Origin of the sequence: Parasphingomonas zepuensis, assembly GCF_036663735.1 — a bacterium.
GTDB lineage: Bacteria > Pseudomonadota > Alphaproteobacteria > Sphingomonadales > Sphingomonadaceae > Sphingomonas.
Window position 1 is genome coordinate 1,201,276 of sequence record NZ_JAXOJO010000001.1, and the last position, 17,772, is coordinate 1,219,047.

General features: G+C 65.8%; 18 protein-coding genes and 1 tRNA gene. 8 read left to right on the plus strand and 11 right to left on the minus strand.

All coding sequences use genetic code 11. The annotated features are described in order from the left end of the window. Position 1 precedes the first annotated feature (1 nt). Complete coding sequence (locus U1769_RS05780) at positions 2 to 706, plus strand: hypothetical protein (protein WP_332713185.1); 705 nt, start codon at positions 2 to 4, stop codon at positions 704 to 706. Here the strand turns inward: U1769_RS05780 and U1769_RS05785 are convergent. Further along, positions 679 to 1,197 carry a thiamine phosphate synthase gene (locus U1769_RS05785; RefSeq protein ID WP_332713188.1) on the minus strand — a complete coding sequence of 173 codons (519 nt, stop codon included), beginning with the start codon at positions 1,195 to 1,197 and terminating at the stop codon, positions 679 to 681. The two genes, U1769_RS05780 and U1769_RS05785, sit on opposite strands and share 28 nt — an antisense overlap. Before the next feature lie 70 nt (positions 1,198 to 1,267). Here U1769_RS05785 and U1769_RS05790 point away from each other — a divergent pair, with 70 nt between their 5' ends. Together U1769_RS05790 and U1769_RS05795 are read left to right on the plus strand one after the other, a co-directional pair. Further along, a complete protein-coding gene (locus U1769_RS05790; RefSeq protein WP_332713192.1) occupies positions 1,268 to 1,936 on the plus strand; it encodes a YggS family pyridoxal phosphate-dependent enzyme in 669 nt (222 codons plus the stop codon). After that, the gene (locus tag U1769_RS05795) at positions 1,933 to 2,595 is read left to right on the plus strand and encodes an HAD family hydrolase (RefSeq protein WP_332713195.1); all 663 of its coding nucleotides are present in this window, start codon (positions 1,933 to 1,935) and stop codon (positions 2,593 to 2,595) included. The genes U1769_RS05790 and U1769_RS05795 overlap by 4 nt, the downstream gene beginning before the upstream one ends. Here U1769_RS05795 and U1769_RS05800 read toward each other — a convergent pair whose 3' ends face one another. From U1769_RS05800 to U1769_RS05825, 6 genes are all read right to left on the minus strand, one after another. Then, complete coding sequence (locus tag U1769_RS05800; protein ID WP_332713198.1) at positions 2,596 to 3,033, minus strand: hypothetical protein; 438 nt, start codon at positions 3,031 to 3,033, stop codon at positions 2,596 to 2,598. Next, positions 3,034 to 4,095, minus strand: coding sequence for a GTP cyclohydrolase II (gene ribA, locus U1769_RS05805; protein WP_332713201.1), 1,062 nt, complete (start codon positions 4,093 to 4,095; stop codon positions 3,034 to 3,036). It abuts the gene before it with no gap. Further along, positions 4,092 to 4,880 (minus strand): exodeoxyribonuclease III, encoded by a 789-nt coding sequence (locus U1769_RS05810; protein WP_332713204.1) that lies wholly within the window; start codon positions 4,878 to 4,880, stop codon positions 4,092 to 4,094. The genes ribA and U1769_RS05810 overlap by 4 nt, the downstream gene beginning before the upstream one ends. Before the next feature lie 196 nt (positions 4,881 to 5,076). Next, entirely contained in the window at positions 5,077 to 5,691 is a 615-nt protein-coding gene (locus U1769_RS05815) for a LolA family protein (protein ID WP_332713207.1), read from the minus strand. Positions 5,692 to 6,162: 471 nt separating this feature from the next. Beyond that, entirely contained in the window at positions 6,163 to 6,414 is a 252-nt protein-coding gene (locus tag U1769_RS05820) for a hypothetical protein (protein ID WP_332713210.1), read from the minus strand. 96 nt (positions 6,415 to 6,510) lie between these two features. Beyond that, positions 6,511 to 8,805 (minus strand): DNA translocase FtsK, encoded by a 2,295-nt coding sequence (locus U1769_RS05825; protein WP_332713213.1) that lies wholly within the window; start codon positions 8,803 to 8,805, stop codon positions 6,511 to 6,513. A gap of 124 nt (positions 8,806 to 8,929) precedes the next feature. On the opposite strand from U1769_RS05825, the gene U1769_RS05830 reads away from it, so the two are divergent. Continuing rightward, positions 8,930 to 10,147 carry a UbiH/UbiF/VisC/COQ6 family ubiquinone biosynthesis hydroxylase gene (locus U1769_RS05830; protein WP_332713216.1) on the plus strand — a complete coding sequence of 406 codons (1,218 nt, stop codon included), beginning with the start codon at positions 8,930 to 8,932 and terminating at the stop codon, positions 10,145 to 10,147. A 16-nt stretch (positions 10,148 to 10,163) separates the two neighbouring features. On the opposite strand, the gene U1769_RS05835 is transcribed toward U1769_RS05830, so the two are convergent. After that, complete coding sequence (locus tag U1769_RS05835) at positions 10,164 to 10,802, minus strand: LON peptidase substrate-binding domain-containing protein (protein WP_332713218.1); 639 nt, start codon at positions 10,800 to 10,802, stop codon at positions 10,164 to 10,166. Further along, entirely contained in the window at positions 10,799 to 11,695 is an 897-nt protein-coding gene (locus U1769_RS05840; protein WP_332713699.1) for a tetratricopeptide repeat protein, read from the minus strand. The genes U1769_RS05835 and U1769_RS05840 overlap by 4 nt, the downstream gene beginning before the upstream one ends. A 174-nt stretch (positions 11,696 to 11,869) precedes the next feature. Between U1769_RS05840 and U1769_RS05845 the strand changes: the two genes are divergently transcribed. Beyond that, positions 11,870 to 11,944 (plus strand) — tRNA-Gly (locus U1769_RS05845). A gap of 86 nt (positions 11,945 to 12,030) precedes the next feature. Here U1769_RS05845 and U1769_RS05850 read toward each other — a convergent pair. Together U1769_RS05850 and U1769_RS05855 are read right to left on the minus strand one after the other, a co-directional pair. Beyond that, entirely contained in the window at positions 12,031 to 12,933 is a 903-nt protein-coding gene (locus U1769_RS05850; RefSeq protein ID WP_332713221.1) for an SDR family NAD(P)-dependent oxidoreductase, read from the minus strand. Then, positions 12,930 to 13,850 (minus strand): SDR family NAD(P)-dependent oxidoreductase, encoded by a 921-nt coding sequence (locus U1769_RS05855; protein ID WP_332713224.1) that lies wholly within the window; start codon positions 13,848 to 13,850, stop codon positions 12,930 to 12,932. Before U1769_RS05855 ends, U1769_RS05850 begins: the two co-directional genes overlap by 4 nt. Before the next feature lie 151 nt (positions 13,851 to 14,001). On the opposite strand from U1769_RS05855, the gene U1769_RS05860 reads away from it, so the two are divergent. The 3 genes from U1769_RS05860 to U1769_RS05870 all read left to right on the plus strand — a co-directional run bounded on the left by U1769_RS05860 (position 14,002) and on the right by U1769_RS05870 (position 17,768). Continuing rightward, complete coding sequence (locus U1769_RS05860) at positions 14,002 to 15,435, plus strand: MFS transporter (RefSeq protein ID WP_332713227.1); 1,434 nt, start codon at positions 14,002 to 14,004, stop codon at positions 15,433 to 15,435. 57 nt (positions 15,436 to 15,492) lie between these two features. Next, positions 15,493 to 16,254 carry a nuclear transport factor 2 family protein gene (locus U1769_RS05865; protein ID WP_332713230.1) on the plus strand — a complete coding sequence of 254 codons (762 nt, stop codon included), beginning with the start codon at positions 15,493 to 15,495 and terminating at the stop codon, positions 16,252 to 16,254. Positions 16,255 to 16,340: 86 nt separating this feature from the next. Further along, complete coding sequence (locus U1769_RS05870; protein WP_332713233.1) at positions 16,341 to 17,768, plus strand: NAD-dependent succinate-semialdehyde dehydrogenase; 1,428 nt, start codon at positions 16,341 to 16,343, stop codon at positions 17,766 to 17,768. Positions 17,769 to 17,772: the final 4 nt, after the last annotated feature.

Consider the following 17,772-nt stretch of genomic DNA (forward strand, 5'->3'; position numbering starts at 1 on the left):
GATGTCTGGGATCGGGGTGGGGGCGTTGATCGCCGCCGGCCTGGCCATGGCGCCGGCGATCGGCGCGCCGGGCGATGCCCGGCTCGTAAAGCGTGCCCCGCTCAATATCGGTGACATCGGCTCCTTCACCCCGGCTGCCGCCGATCCCCGGCTCGCGGCGGTATTCGCACGCAGCGGCCTCGACACGAGCAGCTTCCGTTTCACCCCGACCGAGTCGCGGCGTAACGGTAATCGCGCCGTAACGGTGGCGGTGCGCGCCCGCTCGACCCGTACTGCGCTCGCGGCGGGCCGGCCCGGCTCGATCGTCGATGCGCCGTCCTCGGTCAGCATCGCGCCGATCGCCTATAATCTCGGCGTCGCAGTCGGCTGGCGCCGGTTCGCTCTGTCAGGCGACGTGGCCAAGGTCGATCTCGCCGGGTTGCCGGGCAGCCGTGAGACAGTCGATGTCGGCGTCAGCTATTCCGGCCAGCGTTTTGTGGGCCGGGTCAAGGCAGCGGCCGATCGCCCGCTGGCGAACGCGCCCAAGCTGGTCGAGGAGGCGCCTGCCTATTCGCTCGATGTCGGCGGTTCCTATCGGCTGACCCGCAATCTCGATGTGACGGCAGGCGTGCGCTACAAGGCCGAACGCGATTATCGCCTGCAGCCTGCGCCTGACGATCGCCGCGACAGCCAGGCGGTCTATGTCGGAACCGCCTTCCGCTTCTGATCGGGCAACCAGGCGTCGATCGCCGCCCATCCGTGAAAACCGAGCCGCCGCAGTCGCCTGAAGCGCGCTGAGTCCATTCCGCCCAGCGCGATGACCGGGATGCCGAGTCCGCGCGCGATTGCGGCAGCCCGTCGGACTCCGAGCGCCGCCGCGCCCGGATGCGAGCGCGTCGGAAAGACCGGCGATACGAACAGCGCATCCGCTCCCAGGCGTTTCCCAGCTATGGCTTCCGTTCGCGAATGGGCTGCCCAGGTGCGGATCCCGTTGCGGGCAGGCTGGCCGCTACCATGAACCCCGTTTTCGCGGCCGAGTCGTTCTGGTCCGGCGCGCACCAGTATCAGGCGTCTGCGTCGCGCGGACCGCGTCACCCGGGCGAAAAGCGCGCGGCGCTCGGGCCGTGGGGTCGCGTGGTGGCGAAAGACGATCCCGGCGCCGGGCGGCAGCATCGCGATGGCGTGCCACAGATCCTCGCCCATCCGCTCGTCGGTCATCAGCCACTGCGTCGGAATCGGCGGGCGCTTGGGGTGGCGGTGCGGCACGGCCCTGCCTATAGCGTCGCCGATGCAGCGCGACGACCCCGCCACCCGCCTTTCCACCGTGCAGCAGGCGATTGCCGGCGCTGCGCGGCTTGCCGGCCGCAAGCCGGATTCGGTCACGCTGATCGCAATCTCCAAGACCATGTCTGCCGGGGAAATCGAACCGCTGCTTGCGGCCGGCCAGCGCGTATTCGGGGAGAATCGGGTGCAGGAAGGGCAGGTGAAATGGCCTGTTCTGAGGGCGGCGTGGCCGGAGGCGAAGCTGCATCTCGTCGGCCAGCTTCAATCCAACAAGGCCGAGGACGCCGTGGAATTGTTCGACTCGATTCACTCGGTCGATCGGCCATCCCTGGTGGTCGCGCTCGCGCGGGCGATGGACCGGCAGGACAAGCGGCCGGACTGTTTCGTTCAGGTCAATATCGGCGACGAGCCGCAAAAGGGCGGGTGCCCGATCGAGGCCCTTCCGGCGCTGCTGGCGGAGGCGCGTACGGCGGGGCTGCCGGTGGTGGGGCTGATGGCAGTTCCCCCGGCCGATACCGAGCCAGCGCCCTATTTCGCCTTGCTGGCCAAGCTGGCGCGTGATCACGGCCTGACGGGGCTCAGCATGGGCATGTCCGGCGATTTCGAGACCGCCGTGACCCTCGGGGCGACTCACGTCCGAGTCGGCACGGCCTTGTTCGGCGCGCGCGCATGAAGTTCGACGCAATCATCTTCGATTTCGACGGCGTACTGCTGGAGAGCGAATATGCCGGCAACCGGCAGATCGCGGAATATCTGACCGGCGCCGGCCATCCGACCACGCCTGAGGAATCGATGACTCATTTCATGGGCCTGGCAGGGACTGATTTCCTTGCCGCGATCGAGCGCTGGATCGGGCGCGCCGTGCCCGACGATTTCCATGTCGCCCGCAAGGCCGAGGACGATCGCGTCATGCGGGAGGGGCTGGAGGAAGTTGTCGGCGCGATTGCCTTTGTGCGCAGCCTGCCGCCCGAGCTGCCGCGTGCGATCGCCTCGTCGAGTTCGACGCGGTGGATCGAACGGCATCTCGAGCATCTCCGCATCCGCGACGCGTTTGGCGACATGATCTTTTCCGGGCGCGAGCATGTCACCCGGGGAAAGCCGGCTCCGGACGTCTATCTCCACGCCGCGGCGGCGCTGGGTGTGGATATCGGCCGCTCGGCGATCCTCGAGGATTCGCCGGTCGGGGCGACGGGCGCCGTCGCGTCGGGCGCGCATGTCATCGGCTTCTGCGGTGGCAGCCATTGTCCGCCGGATCATGCCGCCCGGCTGCGCGCCATTGGCGTGCGGGACATCGCCACCAGCTTCGACGAGGTCGCGCGCCTGATCCTCTGATCAGCCTGCGTCGCGTCTGATCATGTAATCGCGCAGTGCCAGCGCGTCGTGATAGGCGTTGTGCGGCACCGCGCTGAGGGCGGCGGCATCGAAGCCGATCGAATCGATCATGCGGAAAGTGATTCGGTCGAGCGCCACGCGCCGGCCGGGCGCGATGACCATGAGCATGGCGGCCTGGGCGATATCCTCCGGCCAGTCGGCGATCAGGACGGGATTCTCGTCATTGCCGAGATAGGTGGCGAAACGCGACGCCATCAGCGTCCGCGGGATCGGCGCGATCCGCAACACCGGCAGGACATGCTCGGCGACCCAGGGCGTCGGTTTCGCGCAGTCGAGCGCCTCGTAGAATGGCGCAGCGCCGTCCAGCTCCGGCACCAGCGCAATGGAGATCAGCTCGCCGCAGAATCCGTTGAATTCGACGTCGAGGAAATAGCGCATCTAGAATTGATGCCCGGTGCGGTCCCGCTTGGTGGCGAGATAACGTTCGTTGTGGGGGTTGCTGGGCAGGATATGCGGCACGCGCTCGACAACATTGATTCCGGCTGCTTCGAGCGATGCGACCTTTTCCGGATTGTTGGTCAGCAGCCGCACCGATCGTTGGCCGAGCAGGTCTAGCATCCGCGCTGCCACCGCGAAATTGCGCGAATCGACGGCAAAGCCGAGCCTGGTATTAGCATCGACCGTATCGAATCCCTGATCCTGCAGGGCGTAAGCGCGGAGCTTGTTGATCAGGCCGATGCCGCGGCCTTCCTGGCGCAGATAGAGCAGGATGCCCCAGCCGCTCTCGGCGATCGCAGCGATCGCGGCGTCGAGCTGGGGCCCGCAATCGCATTTCAGGCTGCCGAGCACGTCGCCGGTCAGACACTCGCTGTGCAAACGGACAAGCGGCGGCTGACCGTTCGGCGCGCCGATCAGCAGGGCGATATGTTCCCCGGGCATTTCTGGCGAACGGAAGGCGACGATCTCAGCGCTCTCCGCGCCGGCCACCGGAAGGCGGGCGCGCGTCGCAATGGTCAGGCGCGCGGCATCCTCATGCGCGTCGATATCGGCCGGGCTGAGCGTGAGATCGACCTCGGCGGTGGTGCTGGCGAAGAAGGCGGGCAGGACCCCGCCGATCCGTGCCAGGCGCAGCGCAGCCGCCGCGGCTTCGGGCGCCTCGACCGGAATCGCGCGGAACGGCCCTTTCAGGGGCGTCCGGAGATCAAGCTGCGGATCGGCGAGTGCCGTTGCGGCGGCGAAATCGAGCCAGGGTGCGCGTTCGACCAGCACAGGGGAATCGGGCGCTGCGGCATCGCGTTGATTGGCCAGCTTGAGCGTGGCGGCGCGGCCGGCGCTCAGCAGGATGCCCGCGGCACCACTACGGTCGAACGCGGCGAGCCGCTCGGGATCAGCCGTCTCGATCGGAAGCAGCGAGAGCGTCCCATCAGCGCCAGCGATAGCGATCGGCCAGCCGCGGCGCAGCGCGTCGATCGCGTTTGCAGTCCTCCGCGCGTCGCTCACACCGCGAACTCGGTCATGATCGGCACGTGATCGGACGGCTTGAGCCAACTTCGACAATCCTCGAACACCTGGTGGCCGATCGCCGTCTTCGCGACATCGCCCGTCGCCCACATATGATCGAGCCGCCGACCGCGGTCCGAGGCAAGCCAGTCCTTCGCGCGGTAGCTCCACCAGGTGAACAGCCGCTCGGGCGCGGGCACGAAGTGGCGGCCGAGATCAACCCAGTCGTTCGAGTCCCGCAGGCCGTCGAGCGCCGCCACTTCGATCGGCGTATGGCTGACCACGTCGAGCAACTGCTTGTGGCTCCACACGTCCGATTCGAGCGGCGCGATGTTGAAGTCGCCGACCAGGATGGTCGGCACGTTCAGGCCAGCGGACCAGCGCGTCATGCGTTCGACGAAATCGAGCTTTTGCCCGAATTTCGGATTCACCTCACGGTCCGGGACATCGCCGCCCGCCGGGACATAGACGTTTTCGAGCCGGATGCCGTTTTCGAGCCGTACGCCGACATGGCGCGCCTCGCGGTTCGCCTGCCAGTCGAAGCGATCGTCCTCGATCAGCGGCACGCGGCTGATGATCGCCACGCCGTGATGCATGCGCTGGCCGTGCAGGAAAATATGCTTGTAGCCGAGCGCGCGGAACGGCGCGGTCGGGAAATCCCCGTCGATCACCTTGGTTTCCTGCAGGCACAGGATGTCGGGCGACACCTCGCGCAGGAAGCGTTCAACGATCTCCATGCGAAAGCGCACCGAGTTGATGTTCCAGGAAACGATCTTGAGCGTCATTCCGGCGATGTAGCGGTGGGAAGGGGTGCCGACAAGGAAAGGCCCTCGCTCCGGGGGCATGGAGCGAGGGCCGACCTAGCGTTCGTCACGCAGGCGGGAAGCAAGGCGTCCGAGCAACAGGGGGAAAATCTCGGGCCGCCCCACATCCGCAATGTCTTTCTAGGGCCCGGAACCTGTCGCCACTATGAACAGCGGATCAGTTTCTGCCGGCTGTACGCCGTGGGTCGTTCCAATTGAACGTCCTGTCGCTCACGGGCCCGTTGAACTGCTGATTCGACAGCCGGATCGTCGTTCGGTTGTTCTGTGAATCGAGCGCGACCCACCCCTGCAGCATCAGGCCGCCCGGCGCGCCCGCCTGCCTGACGAAGACCAGGGTGATCCGGCCATATTCGGGATGCTTGGGATCGTTTGCCTCGACCGAGATAATGCGTGGATCGAATCCCGGTACAACCTTGGCGAAGCGCGTCATGTCCTTGGTAGGATCGAGCAGCACGCTGAGCGGGGAATTGCCGATCGGCCAGCGCTGTACCTGTTTCACCGAATAATCGATGAAGGTCAGTGCCTTGCCGTCGCCGACGATCAGGATCGGCACCCCCTTCTCATACTGGAAACGGATCTTGCCTGGCTTCTTCAGGGTCAGCGTGCCGGTGAGTACCTTGCCGGCGCGGTCGGTCTGGCTGAACGCGGCGGTCAGGCTCTGCACTGACTGGAGGTGGCTCTGGACGAGGGCAAGGTCGCCGGTGGCGGGTGCCGCGGCGACCAATGCCGGGACGGCGAGCGCCGTCAGCACGGACAGATTGCGAAGGATCACGATATTCTCCCGAGACAGGCTGAGCGGGTAGATCCGCGGGGTTGAACCCGCTCTGAACCACGGATCAGCCGAAACTAAGAATGGCATGCCCTGTGCGATCCATCCGAAAATCGCATTGGCTCAAGACATCCATGCCCAACAAGGCATCCAGTCTGAAACTCTCATTCAAGCCGAAACCCATAGTGGCGTCGAACACATAGGGGAATGCACTCGTTCCTTCGCCAGCTGCGGCGGTCGCATGGAGCCCAATTCTAAATAGATATCTATCGGCTTGACCATCACCTTGTGCGGAACCTAGCGGGCGTTTGCCGAAGCTCAGCAGGCCCAGAGCATCGATAACGCGGCGTGATGCCTGTGGTCGTTGCGCCGGTATCGAGCAACGCCATCGCCTTGTAGCCGTCGAGGTCTGTGACCGGTTCCGGTTTCAGAATAACGACCGGAAGGATGATGCGACGCCGATCGTTAGAGCACTCAAGATGAAACATGCGAGAAGAAACCGAGGTCGATCGGTTCTTCCGTCACTTCCTGAATGGAAAAACCCTGAGGCCCATACGCCTGTAATCCATAGCGATAGGCATCGCCTGGATTCGCGAAGAAATCCACGATCTCCCGCGACTTCAGCAAGGCAAATTGCCCGACATGCTCCGGGAGGAGGGTCCCAAGCGCCCGGACAAAATAGTCGTAATTGGCATCTACTTCGTGCCGCTGGGCATCCCGATCCATGGCGCACCTCTGATTTGCGTGAGAAAGATGGACCAATTGGCGCGCCCAAGCGAGCGTAACTTGCGGCGAACAGACTCTAAAACGAGTCAAACTGATTCAGAGCGGGTTCCCGTCCCGGTCGCGCAACACGTCGCGCCGGCCGACATGGTCGGGGCGGCTGACGATCCCGTCCTTCTCCATCCGCTCGATCAGACGCGCCGCGCTATTGTAGCCGATACGGAGCTGGCGCTGCAGCCAGGAGGTCGACGCCTTCTGGCTTTCCACCACGAGTTGGATGGCGGAACGATATTGCTGGTCCTCGGCCGAATCCTCGCCGTCCGGCGCACCGTCCAGCGCGAAGCCGTCCTCGGGTTCTTCGGTGACGGACTGGATATAGTCGGGCCGGCCCTGCGCCCGCCAGTGATCCGCCACCGCGCGGACTTCGTCGTCGCTGACGAAGGGTCCATGCACGCGCACGATGCCCTTGCCGCCCGGCATGTAGAGCATGTCGCCCTTGCCGAGCAGCTGCTCGGCGCCCTGCTCGCCCAGGATGGTGCGCGAATCGATCTTCGAGGTGACGTGGAAGCTGATGCGGGTCGGGAGGTTCGCCTTGATCACGCCGGTGATGACGTCGACCGAGGGGCGCTGAGTCGCCATGATCAGGTGGATGCCGGCCGCGCGCGCTTTTTGCGCCAGGCGCTGGATCAGGAATTCGACTTCCTTGCCCGCCGTCATCATCAGGTCGGCAAGTTCGTCGACGATCACCACGATCTGCGGCAGCGGCTGGAAATCCAGCGTCTCCTCCTCATAGACCGGCTGGCCGGTCTCGGGATGATAGCCGGTCTGGACGCGCCGGCCGAGCGGCTGGCCCTTGGTGCGGGCCGCGCGGACCTTCTCGTTGAAGCTGGCGAGGCTGCGCACCCCGACCGAGGACATCATGCGATAGCGCTCCTCCATCTGCTCGACCGCCCATTTGAGCGCGCGCACCGCCTTGGCCGGATCGGTCACGACAGGGGAGAGCAGGTGGGGAATATCCTCGTACATGCTCAGTTCGAGCATCTTTGGATCGATCATGATCATGCGGCACTGGTCCGGCCGCAACCGATAGAGCAGTGACAGGATCATACAGTTGAGGCCGACCGACTTGCCCGAGCCGGTGGTGCCGGCGACGAGCAGATGCGGCATCGGGGCGAGATCGGCGATGACCGGATCGCCCGCGATGTTCTTGCCGAGCACCAGCGGCAGGGACGCGGACTGGTCGTCGAAGGTCTGCGAGCCGATCAGCTCGTGCAGGCCGACCGTCTCGCGCCGGACATTGGGCAATTCGATGCCGATCACGGTGCGGCCCGGAATGGTCGCGACGCGCGCGGAAATGGCGGACATGTTGCGCGCGATATCGTCGGCGAGCTGGATCACCCGGCTGGCCTTGATGCCCGCCGCAGGTTCGAGCTCGTACATCGTGACCACCGGGCCCGGCCGGATATTGATGATCGATCCCTTGACGTGGAAATCGTCGAGCACGGATTCGAGCAGCCGTGCATTGCGTTCCAGCGCCGCCTTGTCGATCGGCCCGCCCGGCGCAGGCGGCGCCGGCTTGAGCAGGTCGAGCGGGGGAAGCTGGGAATTGTCGCCGAGATCGAACGACGCCTGCTTCTCCTTGGGCCTGGCGACCGATGGGGCGAGATTGCGCTCGGCAATGACCGGGCCGGGGCGCGAATCGGGCATGGCCACGGCCCGGGGCGTGGGTTTGCGGGCTGGTTCCGGCGCCAGCACCTCCTGTTCGGGGGTGCGCGCCTCGGCCTTGATTGGCTTGGCCTTGGGCAGGCGCCGCGGCCTCTCGGCGATGTCGATGACGAAGCTCAGTGCCCAGAGCGCGACACCGGCCAGCGCGAAGACCAGTCCGATCCCGCGCGAGGTCCACAGGATGGCAGTGGGATCGCCGATCAGGCCGATTGCCCAGTGCAGCAGATCGGACAGCGCCAGGCCGATCAGCCCGCCATAACCGGCGGGCAGGCCATGCACGGCGGCGCGGTACATCATCGCGATGGTGGTATCGACCAGGGCGATGCCGCCGAGCGTCGCCGCCAGCATCAGCCGCCAGCGCCCGACCGGGACGTCGCTCCATAGCCGCGCCGCAATCATCAGCGCGATCGGCAGCACGAACACGATCGGCGGGCCCAACAGGGCGAAGCAGATATCGGCGATCCACGCCCCCGGCGTACCCAGCCAGTTCTCGGCCGGCCCGCCCGAGGCAGTGTTGAGCGAGGGATCGCCTGAATGATACGTCGCCAGCGCGACCAGCATGAGGATCGCGGCGATGACTATCGCGATTGCGCCAATCAGCGCCCCGCTCCGCACCGCGCCCGCTTTCACCGTCTCGCGCCACAAGGGCGGCTGCGCCCGGCTAGCCATGATCTGGTCCTCGATTGTTCGCTGTCTGTACGCATGGAATCATCGCTCCTGGCGAGTCCGGCGTCAAGGCAAACGCGTCGGCGTGCGCATTGGCAGCCACCATGGGCCGCGCTACAGGCAGTGCATGGATCACGCTGATGTCATCATCCTGGGCGGAGGCCTTGTCGGCAGCGCGCTCTCGGTCGCCCTCGATGCGCACGGGTTGACCGCAATCGTCATCGATATCGCGGACCCTGCGGTCATCCTCGCGGCGGGCTTCGATGGCCGTGCTTCAGCGATCGCCAGCGCGCCGTACCGCATGCTCGATGCGATCGGGGTGGTCGACCGGCTCGCCGGGTTTGGCTGTCCGATCCAGGGCATCCGGGTGAGCGACGGGCTTGAGCCGGGCGCGCTCGATTTCGAGCCGGATGCCGACAGCGGCGCCCTAGGCCATATGTTCGAGAATCGCCGGCTGCGCGGTGCGCTGCTCGCCGCGGCAGAGGCGGCGCCGGGTGTCGACGTGCGGATGAAGACGCGCGCCGTATCGGTGGAGCGCGGCGACCACGGCGTCACCGTGCTGCTCGATTCGGGCGCGACCGTCACCGCGCCGCTGCTGATTGCCGCCGAAGGACGCAATTCGCCGACGCGCGAGGCGGGAGGGCTGAAAGTCGCGCGCTGGACCTACGACCATGCCGCGTTGGTCACGTCGCTCCACCACGAGTTGAGCCACGAGAATATCGCGTACGAGATATTCTACCCGAAGGGCCCGTTCGCGATCCTGCCGCTCAACGACGACGCCGAAGGCCATCGCTCGGCGATCGTCTGGTCGGTCCGCCGCGACGAGGCGGCCGGCATGCTCAAGCTGTCCGATCGCGGTTTCCTCGCCGAGGCGGAGAAACGGATGGGCGGTTTTCTCGGCAAGCTCGGCCCGCTAGGCGCGCGGTCCAGCTATCCGCTCGGCTTCCACCATGCCGCGACGATCACCTCGAACCGGCTCGCCCTGGTCGGCGACGCGGCCCATGGCATCCATCCTATTGCGGGCCAGGGCGTCAATGTGGGCTTCCGCGATGTGGCGACGCTGGTCGAGGTGCTCGTCGACGGCAAACGCCTCGGCCTTGACCTGGGCGATCCACAGCTGCTCGCCCGCTATGAGCGGTGGCGCAGCCTCGACACCTTCATGGTCGCCGCCGCCACTGACGGCCTGACCCGGTTGTTCGGCATTCCCGGCCGCACTGCCTCCGCCGTGCGCCGCTTCGGCCTGTCGGCGGTGCAGAAGCTACCGCCGCTCAAGGATCGCTTCATGGCCGAGGCGCGGGGCGAATCGGGCGACGTGCCGAAGCTGCTGCAGGGCCTGACGGTTTAGGGTCTCCTTCCGCTGCTCACTGCAGCGTCACTGAATCCTCGCCGTCGTGCCGGCCGAAGAACTGCATCAGCTGGATGATCAGTTCGGCGCGGTTCTCGATTCCGCCGGCTTCGAGCAGCGCCTGCTTTGCCGCCACGTCGAACGGGGCGATCTGGGCAATGCCGTTGACCAGCGCCTCGTCGTCGAGCCGCGTCACGGCTTCCCAGTCGACCGCATAACCCTGCGCGTCCGCGAAGCGGCGCGATTCCATCTCGAGCGAGGATCGCCGCGACAGCGACAATATCTCGGGTTCGTCCGGCACCGGCAGCAATTCGGCCTCGATCTGGCGGAAGGCGGTCGTCACATCCAGTTCCCGGACGATCCGAAATAGAGAAAGGCCCTCCAGCACGAGATTGTAGCGGCCGTCCTCGCTCGCCTCGAACTCGGCGATCCGGCCGACACAGCCGATATCGAACAGGGCAGGCGATTCGCCCGGCGCCAGTGGCCCGGGCCGCGGCTGGATCATGCCGATGCGCCGATCGCGCGCCATCGAATCGGAGACCATCGCACGATAGCGCGGCTCGAAGATGTGCAGCGGCAGGTGCATGCCCGGAAACAGCAGCGCACCCGGCAGCGGAAAGATCGAAAGCCGAGTCGTGACCGGCGCGTCGGTCATCCGAACAGGATCGCCGACAGCCGCCGCCGCTGTGCGGAAACCCAGGGATCCTCCAGCCCGACGACGTCGAACAGCTTCAGCAGCTGCTGCCGCGCCGCGCCCTCGTTCCATTCCCGGTCGGCGGCAATGATCGCCAGCAGCGAATCGGCCGCGGCGTCGCGGTCACCTGCCGCCATCTGGCCGCCCGCCAGCTCGAAGCGTCTGGCGTGGTCGTCCGGGTTGGCGGCGACTTCCGCCGCAAGCCCGGCGAGATCGTCGACCGGCTTCGCGTCCCGCGCCAGCGCCAGCGCCGATTTCGCGCGTTCGATCTCGGGCAGCCGCGTCAGTTCCTCCGGCAGGGCCAGCAGCGCCGCATCCGCCTCGTCCAGCCGATTCGCCGCGACCAGCGCCCGCAACCGGCCCGAGAGCACCGCGGGATGGTCGGGCGCCATCTCCACCAGCTGGTCGAATACGGAAAGCGCACGCGCCGCATCGCCCTCGGCCAGCACCTGTTCGCCCATCGCGATCAGCGGCTCCAGCTCAGCTTCGGCCTCCGCGGCCTCGCTCGCCACCGGCAACTGCTTCAGGATCTGGTCGAGCATCGTCTTCAACTGCGATTCGGTCCGCGCGCTCGTCAGGTCGGCGACCAGCTGCCCCTGGAACATCGCATAGACGGTCGGGATCGACTTGATCTGGAATTGCGCGGCAATGAACTGGTTCTTGTCGGTATCGACCTTGGCCAGCACCACGCCCTTGTCGGCATATTCGGCCGCGACCTTCTCCAGCACGGGGGTCAGTGCCTTGCACGGCCCGCACCATTCAGCCCAGAAATCGATGATGACGAGCTTCGTCATCGACGGCTCCACGACATCGCGGCGGAACCCCTCGACTGCCTCGCGCTCCGCGGCGGTCATTCCCAAACTGGCCAAGTGTCACTCCCGTTCTGTACGTGCTGCCTTATGTGGGCGCTCCGCCCCGCAAGCCAACCCTTTTCATGGGGAATGATACAGGGGGTTGCCGGGTCGAAAGGCCGATGCTAGAGGCCGCCCCCTTACCCGCCCGGTCCACCGACCGGCGCAGGCGCCAGAGCGGGCGTAGCTCAGGGGTAGAGCACAACCTTGCCAAGGTTGGGGTCGAGGGTTCGAATCCCTTCGCCCGCTCCAGTTTCCAGCAGTGTCAGATATAAAAGGCCTTCGGGCCCCGCCACCCATGCGCACGGTGGCGGGCGCCCTTCACCGCGAGAGCCGGTTCAGCCCTCGCCGCGCGCCGCTGCCCGCGCTGCCTTATATCCTTCGCGCCGTCCCTGTTCAAAGCCCACGCGCCGCTGATAGCCCGGGTCCTCCGGGTAATCGCGGAATTCGGCCACCACTTCGTCGAACAGCTCGCGCAGCTCGTCTTTGAATTCGGGATGCGAAAAAATGTAGAAGCGGTTCGCCCTGATCCCGTCCAGCGTACGCTGGGCGATCACGTCCGGCTCCATACCGAACTGATGGACCTGCTCGAGCCGGCTGACCATCGCGCTGTTGACTGGTCTGGCGCCGGCCAGAAGCGATTCGGGGCGTACTTCGTCGCTGGCGTAGATGTGGCTCTTCACCAGCCCCGGGCACAAAACCGACACGCCGATCCCGAACGGCGCGAGGCTGTAGCGCAGCGATTCGCTCATGCCGCGCACGGCGAACTTCGTGGTGTTGTAGATGCCGGGCTGCGGCCCGCACAGGAAACTCGCCATCGAGGCCGTGTTGACGACATGCCCGCCGTCGCCGCGCGCCTTCATCCGCGGCACGAACGTCATCACGCCGTTGATCACGCCGTGGAGGTTCACCCCCATCACCCAATCCCAGTCGTCGAAGCTCGATTCGTCGATCGTCTGGAAAAGGTTGATGCCGGCATTGTTGAATACCAGGCTCACCGGGCCGAGCTCGGCCTCGACGCGGTCGGCTGCCTCGGCGAAGCTGGCGCGCGAGGCAACGTCGAGCGGCACGCCGATGACGTGCTGGTTGTCGAGTGTCTTCAGCGCCGCTTCGATCGCGTCCTCACGGATATCCGCGATCGCCACCTTGCAGCCTTCGGCGAGCAGCGCGCGCGCCAGCCCAAGGCCGATGCCGTTGGCCCCGCCGGTGACGAAGGCCGTCCGGCCGGCAAGATCCTTCACGCGTCCAGCTCCACGCCGGCATTGAGATGTTTCTGCCGCTCGATCTCCGCGGCATGGATCGGGTTGCGGAACAGCACGGCGTAAATCGCCTTGTACTCGGCATTCTCGGGCAGATCAGGGACCGCCGCGACCATCGCGTTTGCGCGGTCCTTTACCCCATCGTAAAATTCCCGATGCGTCAGGATGTAGAGTTCGTCGGCCAGGATGCCGCGCAGCACGCGTTGCCCTACCTCCTCCTTGGTCTGGTAGAGATGGGCGTTGGGATCGCTGGCGCGGCGCTTGTCGGCCTCGGCATAGCCCGTTTCGGCGAGCGTCGCGGGGCGCGTCTCGGCGGCCTTGGCGATGTTGGTCGCCACCGCGCCGGGGCAGAACACCGAACAGATGATGCCGCGCGGCTCGAGCTCGAGCCGCATCGCTTCCATCATGTTCACCACCGCGCCCTTGCCGGTCGCATAGATCGTCGCGCCGGGGTGCGGCATGATGCCTGACATCGACGAGGTGTTGACGATGTGCCCGCCCTCGCCGTGCCGCAGGATGCGCGGCAGCATCGTCACGATGCCGTTGATCGTGCCGCCCAGATTCACCCCCATCACCCAGTCCCAGTCGGCATAGCTGGCGAGTTCGGTCGGGCCGACGACGGCGACGCCGGCATTGTTGCAGAGGATATGGATTCGTTCGAATCGCGCCTCGACCGCATCGGCCGCGGCGGCATAGGCAGCACGATCGGTGATATCCAGCCGGATCGCCATGACCCTGTCCCCGCCGTCGAGTTCGGCGGTCGCATCGGCAAGGTGATCGTCGCGGATATCGGCGATCGCGACATTCATGCCCGCGCCGAGCAGCGCCTTGGCGATGCCCAGCCCGATGCCGCTTGCGCCGCCCGTCACGAACGCGGTCTTGCCTTCCAGATTCTGCATTCACTCTCTCCTGTACCGCCAACCTTCGATGGCCGGCTTTTTTGTCTCGCCAAATTTGTATCCTACACTTACAGTTTCGATCCAAGACGTCCAGAACGTCAAGGATGGGTGAGGGCCCGCTAGCGGCCCGCCCTGGAGGAGAGGAATTCAGATGGCATTAGGCCCGGTCCCCGCTACCCCCACGCCTCTGCTGCACGAGATTCCACCGGACACCGGGGGCCGGCCGGCAGTGGCCGAGCGCGCCTGGCCCTCTTCGCGAAGCGCCTATTTCGCGCTCTCGATCATCATCCTGGCGACCTTCCTCAACTTTTTCGATTCGACCGTGTTCGGCATGCTGGCGCAGCGCATCAAGATCGATTTCGGGCTGACGGACGAGCAGCTCGGCTTCCTGGGCGGGCCGGCGAACATCATCTTCTACGTGTTCGTGGGCATTCCACTGGCGCGGCTGGCCGACATCTATCCGCGCAAATATGTGCTTGCCGGCGGGATCGCGGTCATCGGCGGGATCACCGCGCTCGGCGGCCTCGCGCAGACCTTCTGGCAGTTCGTCAGTACCCGCATGTTCGTAGGCGCGGGCAGTTCCGCGCATGCGCCGGCGTCCTATTCGTTGCTGGCGGACGCTTTTCCGCCGAAGAAGATCACTCGGGCCTTCGCCCTGCTCCAGCTCGGCTTCATCGGCGGTACCACGCTCGGCGTGTTTCTTGGCGGGCAACTGATCGGGATGGTGTCGAGCTGGCCGGATTCGCACTGGCTGGGGCTGACCATCCACAACTGGCAATGGCTGCTGATCTGGGTCGGGGTACCCGGCTTCTTCGTCTCGCTGCTCTTTCTGCTGGTAAAGGAGCCGCCGCGTGCGCCCCCGTCGACCGACGCTGGCGAAGTGCCCGAGCAAGCCGGGCTCGGTCGCCGAATGCTGACCTTTACCGGGCTCGATGCGGCCAAGGCGATCCACGCGCGCGGACGAGTCTATTATCCGCTGTTCGCCGGCCTGGCGCTGAGCGCGACCGAGACGTTCGGGCTGCAATTCTGGCGCACGCCCTTCATGATCCGCACCTATGGGTGGGATGAGGCGCGGATCGGCACGGTAATGGCGCCGATGCTGCTGGTCGCGTCGTTGCTGGGCGTATTCCTTGGCGGCTTCTTCGTCGAATGGCTGGCCAAGCGCTACAAGGACGCAAATGTGCGCGCCGCGACCATCCTGTTCGGGATGGTGACGATCTGCTCGATCATTTCCCCCCTGATGCCGACGGGCGAATCGTCGCTGGCGGTCATGTCGCTCGGCGCCATGTTCGGCCTCGCCGGGGCCGTTCCGCAGAACGCCGCGATCCAGCGCGTCGCGCCGAACGCGATGCGCGGCCAGGTGACGGCGATCTACCTTTTCATGTTCACCTTCTTCGGCGCGATGGGCAGCTTCGTCGTCGGTTCGGTCGCGCAACGCGTGATCGGCGTGGAGGCCGATTTGTGGAAGGCGCTGGTTCTGACCGCATCGGTCCTGCTGCCGATGGCGACCTTCTTCATGTACCTCGGCATTCGTCCGTACCGGGAAGAAGTCGAGCGTCTGGAGGCCCAGGCAGCGCTGCGTTGACAGGCGTCACCGCACGGCGCAGATTGTACGTAAGACATACAAAAAAGGAGAATGAGGATGCCGGATACAGATCGCCTTGCCACGCTCGAACGACAAGTGGCGGACCTGACGCAACGCCTGACCATTCGCGAAGACGAGCTGGATGTGCGCAAGCTCCAGCATCTCTACGGCTATCTGATCGACAAATGTCTCTACAACGAGACCGCCGATCTGTTCACCGACGATGGCGAGGTGCGGTTCTTCGGCGGCGTCTGGCGGGGCAAGGAGGGCATTCGCCGCCTTTATGTCGAGCGGTTCCAGAAACGCTTCACCTATGGCATCAACGGGCCGATCGACGGCTTTCTGCTCGATCATCCCCAGTTGCAGGATATCATCGATATCCAGCCGGACGGGGTCACTGCCCTAGCTCGCGCGCGCTCGATGATGCAGGCCGGGCGGCACAAGGATTATGTTGGCAGCGAGCCTCACCTGCAGACGCGTCAATGGTGGGAAGGCGGCATTTACGAGAACACCTATCGCAAGGTGGACGGCATCTGGCGGATCCACATCCTGAACTACATGCCGCAATGGCACGCCGATTTCGAAACCGGCTGGGCCAATACCCCCGCCGAATATGTCCCCTTCCCGAAGGTGACCTATCCCACTGACCCGACCGGCCCGGACGCGCTGATCGAGGATCATTGGCTGTGGCCGACCCACAAATTGGTGCCGTTCCACATGAAGCACCCGGTCACCGGCAAGGAGATCGTCGCCGAGCGCTGGCAGGGCGATATCGACCGTGATCTGGCGCGTGCGAACAAGGCTGCCGCAGACGCGTAACCGTCGTTCCGGGCCTGTCGGTTTCGCGCTCGCTGGCGGGCGCGCTCCGGCAGGCTCAGGACGGTCCTATCTCCAGGAAGGCACTGATGACCTATCCCGATCTTGCGATGATCATCGACGGCGAACGCGTGTCCGGCGGTGGACGCCGGACGCATGCCGTGGTGAACCCGGCGACGGGCGAGACTTTGGCCGAATTGCCGCTGGCCGATGCGGCCGATCTCGACCGGGCGCTGGAAACCGCGCAGCGCGGCTTCCGGCGCTGGCGGGATTCGACCCCGCAGGAGCGCGCCGCCGTGCTCCAGGGCGCGGCGCGGCTGATGCTCGAGCGCCAGGAAGATCTCGCGCGCATCGCGACGATGGAGGAAGGCAAGCCCCTGGCCGAGGCACGGATCGAGGTGCTGATGAACGTCGGCCTCTTCAATTTCTATGCAGGCGAGGTGTTTCGACTCTACGGCCGCACGCTCGTCCGGCCGGCGGGGCAGCGCTCGACCATCACGAAGGAACCGGTCGGCCCGGTCGCGGCCTTCGCGCCGTGGAATTTCCCGCTCGGCAATCCCGGGCGGAAGCTCGGCGCGCCGATCGCCGCGGGCTGCTCGGTGATCCTGAAGGCAGCCGAGGAAGCGCCGGCATCCGCGCTGGGCGTGCTCCAGTGTTTGCTCGATGCCGGGCTGCCGAAGGAAGTGGCGCAGGCAGTGTTCGGGGTGCCGGACGAGGTTTCGCGCCACCTGCTCGGCTCGCCGATCATCCGCAAGCTCAGCTTCACCGGATCGATAATCGTGGGCAAGCACCTCGCCAAGCTTGCCGCGGAGGATTGCAAGCGCACGACGATGGAGCTTGGTGGCCACGGCCCGGTGCTGGTGTTCGACGACGTCGATGTCGATCAGGTGCTCGATACCATGGTTGCGGCGCGGTATCGCAATGCCGGCCAGGTCTGCGTCGCGCCGACCCGCTTCATCGTCCAGGAGAATGTGTTCGAGCGGTTCCGCGACGGCTTCACGGAGCGGGCGGGCCGGATCGTCGTGGGCGACGGGCTCGATGCCGCCACGCGCATGGGGCCAATGGCCAATCCGCGCCGCCCCGACGCGATGGAGCGACTGATCGGCGATGCGACGGCGAAGGGCGCCACGTTGCACACCGGCGGTGAACGCATCGGCAATCGCGGCTTCTTCTACAAACCCAGCGTGCTTTCCGAAATCCCGCTCGATGCCGACATCATGAACGAAGAGCCGTTCGGACCGGTCGCGCTGATCAATCCGTTCGCCGGGGAGGAAGCGATGATCGCTGAGGCGAATCGCCTGCCCTATGGCCTCGCCGCTTATGCCTGGACTCAGGACAGCAAGCGCCAGCGGCGCCTCGCCCGCGAGATCGAAAGCGGCATGATCGGCATCAACACTACGATGATCGGTGGGGCGGATTCGCCGTTCGGCGGGGTGAAATGGTCGGGCCACGGCTCGGAGGACGGCCCCGAAGGCGTCGAGGCCTGCCTCGTCACCAAAGCAGTGCATGAAGGGTGAAGCG